Genomic DNA, 6,639 nt, shown 5'->3' with positions numbered 1-6,639 from the left:
AGTACGGCGGGCGCCCGCCGTACTGGATCAGCTCACCTGTTCGCCTGGCTCGCTGAGCCGCCGTCCACGTCCCGGGAGGACGCCGCCGTGCTCGTCGCCCGCTCCATCGCGCTCTTCCTCGCCGCCGCCGTCCTGGAGATCGGGGGCGCCTGGCTGGTCTGGCAGGGCGTGCGCGAGCACCGGGGATGGCTCCGGGCGGGCGCCGGCGTCCTCGCGCTCGGCCTGTACGGGTTCGCCGCGACGTTCCAGCCGGACGCCCATTTCGGACGCGTGCTGGCCGCGTACGGCGGGATCTTCGTCGCCGGGTCGATCGCCTGGGGCGTGCTCGCCGACGGCTACCGCCCGGACCGCTTCGACATCGCCGGCGCACTGATCTGCCTCACCGGCATGGCCGTGATCATGTACGCCCCCCGCGGCTAGGAATGAGCCGGGCGGCCGTCCTTGAGCCGGGCCTTGCCCGGCCTGGTGCGGTAGCCAGAGCAAAGCCCCGGCCACCGAGCCGGGGCTTGCCTGGACGCGGGATCAGAGATCCAGTTCGTCCTGCTTGATGCGTGCGACTAGCTCGGAGAAGCTCTCGGGGGAGAAGCTAAGGTGCCCCGCCTCGGGAGCCTTGGAATCCCGCACACCGACCGTACGGGACAGACGCGCCAACTCCACACAGTCTGCCTGGCCCGAGTTGGCGCTGCGGCTGGACTTCCTCCACTGGATCACTGCTGAACCTCGATCATCTCTTGGAGTCTCTTACTGTGGCCTCAGAGGTTCAGCTCATCGCGCTTCACCTTGGCAACAAGTTCGGTGAACGTCTCGGGCGACAGCGTGAGGTGGCCAGTGTCGAGGGCCTTGCTGTCCCTCATACCAACCTTTCCGGCGAGGTTGGCAACCTTGACGCACTGTCCGCCGCTCGTGTTGCTCCGGCTGGACTTTCTCCACTGGATCACCGCTGAACCTCGATCATCTCTTGGAGTCTCTTACTGTGGCCTCAGAGGTTCAGCTCATCGCGCTTCACGTGCGCTATGAGCCGGGCGAAGCTCTCGACGGAGAGCGTCAGGTATCCGAGGTCAGGGGCCTTGCTGTCCCTGATAGCGCACCCCTGGGGAAGGTTCGCGACCTCTACACACTCGTTACCGGATGCGTTGCTCCGGCTGGACTTGCGCCATTCGATCACTGCATGGCCTCCATGATCCGTGCGACGTGACCACGTGAAGCGGACGCGGATGACGCTTCCGAGCCTATGAGGTCGAAGCGCCGTTCGAAGTCGTCCAGGCTCGCCGGGTCATGCGTCAGTCTGCCACCTGTATTGGCCTCCATGTAGGCCGCAGACCTGTTTCCCCAGGTGAGGAGTGTGAACGAACCGTCCAGGCCGATGTGTGCGCCAACGCTACGCGGCACCGTGCGCAGGATGACGTTACGTCTGTGACTGAGTGCAATGAGGTGGGAGAGTTGCTCCCTCATAACTTCCGCTCCGCCGACGGGTTGATCAAGCGCCGCCTCGTTGATCAGTGCGCGAAGCTCCGGAGGATTACTCCGATTCAGCACCTCTTGACGGGCCATGCGTGCGCTGACAGTTGCCTCCACGTCCTCGATGACCTGGCCGCCCTCCAGGAGGGCGCGGGCGTAGTCCTCGGTCTGGAGCAGTCCAGGAATGATCGCAAGTGCCCAGTAACGGACGCGGGATGCCTGCGCCTCAATCGGCGTGTATTGGGACCACCAGCCAGGATCGTGCTCCCGCTCGGCCAGGCGGCGAAGCCGGGCAAAATGTCCATATGTACGCCAAACCCTGTCGAGAGTTTCGGCGTGTCTCATAGGAAGATTTTCGCGAGCCGATTCCCAGTTCGAAACCTGGGTCTTTGTGACGCCAAGAATCTTGCCCACGGCGGTCTGTGTCATATTCCGCTCAGTCCGCCATAACCGCAGGTCAGATGCCAGCCAGTCCCAGTGATTATTATCCGGATCAAGATCGTTTCGAGCTGTCATCCGTGATCCAAAAAGTACAGGTTGTTGGGTTGAACGACCTCACTGTACTCGGCCGACGACATTCTGTGACCAGCAATGCAGGAGGCCGGAGAAGTTCGCCACGTGCGGACGTTCGCCGGAGCAACCGAGCGAACGAGGGGTGAGCGAGATGGGCATCGAGGTCAAGGAATCGGATGGGCTGGACGTGACTTGTCTTGCGGCGCGGACGGCTCCGGGGCAGGTGCGGACGCTGGTGGGTCTGCGGCTGGCCGGGTGGGGGCTGTCCGGGCTCACCGACGACGTTTCGCTCATCGCGAGTGAGCTGGTCACCAACGCGGTGCGACACACCCCGGACGGGGAGATCCGGGTGACGTTCACGCGGGAACCGCGCGCGGTGCTGCTGGCGGTGTGGGACTGCTCGGACGCGCGGCCGGTGCGCAAGCGGGGGCGCGGGAGGGTGCCCGGTGACGTGAGCCCGGACGCCGAGGCACTGAACCCCGGGCACGACGACGGCACCGGCGGGCGGGGGCTGCCGATCGTGGAGGCGTTGTCGCTGGAGTGCGGGGTGACTCCCACCGAGCCGCGCGGGAAGTGGGTGTGGTCGCGAGTCGGTGTGTGACCGGTGCGGGTGAGGCGAGCGGCGAACGGATCCGGAAGGAGAACGCGGGATGGTTGCGCGGATGCGCCGGGTGGTGGGCCGGTGGCAGGCGGTTCTTCAGTGGCGGACGCTGCTGGGGGACGAGACGGCGGTGCGAAACCTGGAACTGCTCGCCCTCGCGCTCAAGGAGAAGGGATGGCGGTGCGTAGAGCTATACGAGAAGCAGGAGTACGGGTTTCCGGTGCCGCTGCTGTGGGTGTACGCCAGCGGGATGGCCGAGGACGTCGGGATGGTGGTGACGGTGCGGGCAACGCCGGGCGGCACGTGGGCCTACTTCGAGGCGGGCAAGGGGCGGGCCGGGTTCCTGTCCCCGTGCGGCGATGCCAAGACGGCGGCTGAGCGGGTTGACCGGCTGCTGAAGTACCGGATGTTCCCCAACCCCGAGTGGGCATAGCGCAAGTGAAGTCGACCGTGGCGTTGTCGATGGGGACTGCTTCTCACAGTGGGGAGGGGTCAGCGCTGTAGAGGGATGGACCTGGACGGCCATGTGGTCCCTCCGGGGTTCTTGGGACGGCCGGCCCGATGGTTGCGCTAGGCAGTCCGGTGCTTGACCCAGTGGGTTGCTGCGGCGGCAAGTCCGGGGTGGGGTGCGTGGTCGCCGATGTCTTCCCACATCGCGGCCTGTGCTTGGGCGAACGCCGTTACCGCGTAAGCAGGCGCCGCGGCGAACGGCGGGACCTTGGACGCCCACGCCTGTGCTTGCGCCGGGTGGTGTCCACCGGCGATGAGCCAGACGATCCAGCAGGCAGGGTCGATCCAGCGGGCACCGCTGGTGGGCCACGCCCAATCGAGCATGTATGCCCGTCCGTCTCCGCCGATGAGGATGTTGGTGGGTGACCAGTCGGTGTGCGAGAGCCAATCGCCGGCGAACAGCTCGGAGTGGTCGCTGTAGCTCGACCAGCGTTGCTCGGCGCGCTTGAGCTCGACGCCATCGGGGGCGGGCCGCCAGTGGGCCATCATGGCGACGATCGGTTGGAGGTCGGGGCTGGACGGCTCATAGGACGCGGCGCGGCCGTCGATGAACTCGAACCCGTTGAGGTCCCAGCCGCCTGCGGTCTCCGCCCAGCGGAGCGGAGCCGACACGTGCTGGATGTGCGGGTTGATCCGGCGTTCGCGTTCCTGGGTCCAGGCGCGGGGATGGTCGGTGCGCAGCCCTTTGACGAACGTGGTGCCGTTGATGATGACGGCGATCTCGGAGTTGAAGCCCCCGTTGACCGGGCGGGCGGTGATCACCGGCCCGGTGTGCTTCTCGATCAGCGCCCGCGCCTGACGCCAGGAGAGCCGTCCGGTCACACCGAAACCGTACTGGAGGGCCCCTCGCCTGTGGGGATGGGCGAGGGGCCGTGCGGCGTTGTCAGCCGCGTCGTCACCGGTAGGGGTTGTCGTCGCCGCAGCCAAGGCCGATGGCGTGCTCGGCCGCGTCGTTGACATCCTCGACGATCTCGACCACGACGGCCTCGTCGGTCACGGGACCGTCCTGCACTTCGATCATGATGCTCACTGGGATTCCTCCTTCCGGGGCTCTTGGTGCTGGCAGTAGGTGGCCAGCGGGGCTTTGGCTCTGCGATAGAGCTGGACGAGCGGCATGCACGTCCCGCAGGTGCCCTGGAGCGTGCAGCCGGTGCATCCGCCCTGGCGGCGCAGCAGGTTGTCGCTGATGGCGTCCAGGCGGCGCAGCCCGGGCGGCCCTTCGCGTACCAGGTCGATGCTGGGGTCGCGGCCGATCTTGCAGATGCTCGCCCGCCCGAACGGGTCGACGTGGAAGGAGGTGTGCCCGGCGTCGCAGCCGGTGAAGGGGGCCCGCTTGCGCAGGAACTGCGGTGATTGGGAGGGCAGACTCTCGGCGCCGCCGTGGATGGTCGGGGACATGTTGGCGTACTCGCGATGCCGTAGCCCGAACCGTTCGGCCAGTTGGCGCATGAGGTCGAGTTCGTGGGCATTGCGGTTGGTGATGATCAGGCTCAGGTCCAGTTGGAGGCCGGCCTCGTGCGCTGCCGTCATGCCGCGCATGAACTTGCGGAAGGAGCCCGGACGCCGGGTAAGACCGTCGTAGGTCTCGGCGGTGGCACCATAGACGCTCAGGCTCATCTTGCTCGGCCGGTAAGTCGTCAGCAGGTCGAGCATTTTGGGGTTGGCCAGGCGGGAGCCATTGGTCAAGATCTCGATCATCATGCCCAGTTCGTAGGCCTTGGTGTGGACGGCGGCGAACAGCCGATCCACCATCGGCTCTCCGCCGGTGAGCTGAAGCCACAAGACGCCGGCGTCCCGGATCGCCTCCAGCAGCCGTTCACGCTCGGGCCAGCCCAGCCCTTCAAAGGTCTTGAGGCCGAGGTAGCAGTGCTCACAGTCGTAGTTGCACCCAAGGTTCAGCTCATAGGTCGCCTTGCCGAACCCGTAGTCCGACTCGCGGCGGATGAGCAGGCGGTTGCCGGGCGACTGTCGGCGAAGATCGATCCCCCAGGCGGTTCGGGCGGCAGCCGCCAGCCAGTCAGGGAACACCTCGGTACCGGCGAGTGCACGGTAGGCCGCCTGCGAGATCTTGATTCCTCGGGGCTCCCCAGGCTTCAACACCAGGAAGTCACCCAGGAACGGACTTGCGATCAATTGGCGCATCTCGCCTATCCCGATCATTTCGCCCCGACTCAATCCGTAAGACACGTTGCGGCGTAACGACCAAGAGGCTAAAAGCGCAGGAGGGGCGTCACCCGGAAAGAAATTCCGGGGTCACTCGGCGGAGGTCCGTGATGACCGATCATTGGCAACACCTGTCACCTGGACAGCGCGTGGCCTGGCACCGCGTCCGACGAGGCATGCCTCAAGAAGTTCTGGCGGGCCTGGTCGGACGGACCGAAGACTGGCTCAGCAAGATCGAAAACGACCGCGCCGCCCTGGACCGACTTTCAGTCATCCGGGCGCTCGCCGATGCCCTGCGCATCTCCGTCTTCGACATCATCGACCCACACTCCCCTGCGTTGACGCGCCGCGAGCCGTCCTTCCTGGACGTCAGCCTGGTCCGTTCGGCGCTCACCGACTACCGGCAACTGTCCCCGCTGCTGGCGGCAATCGAAGCCGAGCCCGGACCGCCTCGCCTGGAGGTACTACGCCGGGATGTCGCAGAAGTGATGGCCGCCTATCAGCAATCACGCTATGGACAGTTGCTCGCCCGCCTCCCCACCCTGCTCACCCAGACCCACCTCGCCACCCGCGAAGCCCGCAAAGAACAGCGGCCGAACGCCGACCGGCTCGCCGCACTGGCCAACCAGTCGGCCGCGATGATCCTCACCAAACTCGGCGAGACCGACCTCGCCTGGATCGCCGCTCAGCGTGGACTGACCGCAGCCGAAAGGACCACGGACCCCACGATCATCGGGGCGCTGTTCCGTTCGGTGATCCACGCCCTGCAATCCCAAGGCCACCTTGACGAGGCGGCCAGCATGACCCGTCAAGCTTCGCGGTACTTACAACTCTCGCACGTTCACCGCTCACCCACGATGCTGTCGATCCACGGCACCCTGCTGCTCCCCGGAGCCATCGCCGCCGCCCGCGCCGGCAACCGCGCCGACGCCATGGACTACCTGGCACGAGCCGAGCAGATGGCCGACGAACTCGGCACCGACGCCAACCATCTGTGGACCGCGTTCGGCCCCACCAACGTGCGCATCCACCGCGTCACCGCAGCCATGGCACTGGGTGACGTCCCCACCGCACTCGACCTCATCCCGGGCATCAACACCACCCACCTGCCCGCCGAACGCGCCGTCCGCCACAGCCTCGAAGTCGTCAACGCCTACCGAGCCCGCAACAAGATCGACGAAGCCATCAGCGAACTGCTCACCGCCGAGCGCCGCGCCGCCGAACAGATCCACGCCCACGTCATGAGCCGCCAGCTCGTCCACCAGCTCCGCAACACCACGACCGGCAGGCGAAGCCGCCTCCTGGCCGACCTCGCCCGCCGCATGAACATCATCTAGCCCGATCTCCTACGCTCAACTCCCGTGACCGATGACCCGGCAGCGGCCTTCGCACGC

At 66.5% G+C, this 6,639-nt stretch carries 11 protein-coding genes; 4 read left to right on the top strand and 7 right to left on the bottom strand.

Features of this window, described 5'->3' with window-relative positions; genetic code table 11:
• Positions 1 to 87 precede the first annotated feature (87 nt).
• Positions 88 to 420, top strand: a complete 333-nt coding sequence (locus AF1_RS31205) for a YnfA family protein (protein ID WP_067807607.1) — start codon at positions 88 to 90, stop codon at positions 418 to 420.
• A 102-nt stretch (positions 421 to 522) separates the two neighbouring features.
• Here AF1_RS31205 and AF1_RS31200 read toward each other — a convergent pair whose 3' ends face one another.
• Genes AF1_RS31200 through AF1_RS31190 form a run of 4 tightly spaced genes read right to left on the bottom strand, consistent with a single transcriptional unit; the run spans position 523 to position 1,974 of the window.
• Positions 523 to 711, bottom strand: coding sequence for a DUF397 domain-containing protein (locus AF1_RS31200; protein WP_067807604.1), 189 nt, complete (start codon positions 709 to 711; stop codon positions 523 to 525).
• Between the two features lie 41 nt (positions 712 to 752).
• Positions 753 to 938: a DUF397 domain-containing protein gene (locus AF1_RS33870; protein ID WP_084263504.1), complete on the bottom strand. Its 186-nt coding sequence runs from the start codon at positions 936 to 938 to the stop codon at positions 753 to 755.
• 41 nt (positions 939 to 979) lie between these two features.
• Positions 980 to 1,165 (bottom strand): DUF397 domain-containing protein, encoded by a 186-nt coding sequence (locus tag AF1_RS31195; protein WP_067807601.1) that lies wholly within the window; start codon positions 1,163 to 1,165, stop codon positions 980 to 982.
• Positions 1,162 to 1,974, bottom strand: coding sequence for a helix-turn-helix domain-containing protein (locus tag AF1_RS31190; protein WP_084263503.1), 813 nt, complete (start codon positions 1,972 to 1,974; stop codon positions 1,162 to 1,164). Before AF1_RS31190 ends, AF1_RS31195 begins: the two co-directional genes overlap by 4 nt.
• A 148-nt stretch (positions 1,975 to 2,122) precedes the next feature.
• Between AF1_RS31190 and AF1_RS31185 the strand changes: the two genes are divergently transcribed.
• Positions 2,123 to 2,572 (top strand): ATP-binding protein, encoded by a 450-nt coding sequence (locus AF1_RS31185; protein ID WP_067807598.1) that lies wholly within the window; start codon positions 2,123 to 2,125, stop codon positions 2,570 to 2,572.
• A 49-nt stretch (positions 2,573 to 2,621) separates the two neighbouring features.
• A complete protein-coding gene (locus AF1_RS31180; RefSeq protein WP_067807597.1) occupies positions 2,622 to 3,005 on the top strand; it encodes a hypothetical protein in 384 nt (127 codons plus the stop codon).
• A 137-nt stretch (positions 3,006 to 3,142) separates the two neighbouring features.
• On the opposite strand, the gene AF1_RS31175 is transcribed toward AF1_RS31180, so the two are convergent.
• The 3 genes from AF1_RS31175 to AF1_RS31170 all read right to left on the bottom strand — a co-directional run bounded on the left by AF1_RS31175 (position 3,143) and on the right by AF1_RS31170 (position 5,224).
• On the bottom strand, positions 3,143 to 3,904 hold the full coding sequence (locus tag AF1_RS31175) for a hypothetical protein (protein WP_067807595.1): 762 nt from the start codon (positions 3,902 to 3,904) through the stop codon (positions 3,143 to 3,145).
• Positions 3,905 to 3,977: 73 nt separating this feature from the next.
• Complete coding sequence (locus AF1_RS36740; protein ID WP_255218853.1) at positions 3,978 to 4,112, bottom strand: hypothetical protein; 135 nt, start codon at positions 4,110 to 4,112, stop codon at positions 3,978 to 3,980.
• Complete coding sequence (locus AF1_RS31170) at positions 4,109 to 5,224, bottom strand: radical SAM protein (RefSeq protein WP_067807609.1); 1,116 nt, start codon at positions 5,222 to 5,224, stop codon at positions 4,109 to 4,111. The genes AF1_RS36740 and AF1_RS31170 overlap by 4 nt, the downstream gene beginning before the upstream one ends.
• A 170-nt stretch (positions 5,225 to 5,394) precedes the next feature.
• On the opposite strand from AF1_RS31170, the gene AF1_RS31165 reads away from it, so the two are divergent.
• Complete coding sequence (locus AF1_RS31165) at positions 5,395 to 6,582, top strand: helix-turn-helix domain-containing protein (protein WP_207394085.1); 1,188 nt, start codon at positions 5,395 to 5,397, stop codon at positions 6,580 to 6,582.
• Positions 6,583 to 6,639: the final 57 nt, after the last annotated feature.

Origin of the sequence: Actinomadura formosensis NBRC 14204 (assembly GCF_001552155.1) — a bacterium.
Lineage (GTDB): Bacteria > Actinomycetota > Actinomycetes > Streptosporangiales > Streptosporangiaceae > Spirillospora > Spirillospora formosensis.
The sequence above is the reverse complement of the archived record's forward strand: the minus strand, read 5'-3'. Positions and strand labels throughout refer to the sequence as shown.

What these genes read in the sequence shown, in the direction of transcription:
- AF1_RS31190 (WP_084263503.1), bottom strand. Translation starts at nt 1,974, where the DNA reads ATGACAGCTCGAAACGATCTTGATCCGGATAATAATCACTGGGACTGG.
- AF1_RS31185 (WP_067807598.1), top strand. Translation starts at nt 2,123, where the DNA reads ATGGGCATCGAGGTCAAGGAATCGGATGGGCTGGACGTGACTTGTCTT.
- AF1_RS31180 (WP_067807597.1), top strand. Translation starts at nt 2,622, where the DNA reads ATGGTTGCGCGGATGCGCCGGGTGGTGGGCCGGTGGCAGGCGGTTCTT.
- AF1_RS31170 (WP_067807609.1), bottom strand. Translation starts at nt 5,224, where the DNA reads ATGCGCCAATTGATCGCAAGTCCGTTCCTGGGTGACTTCCTGGTGTTG.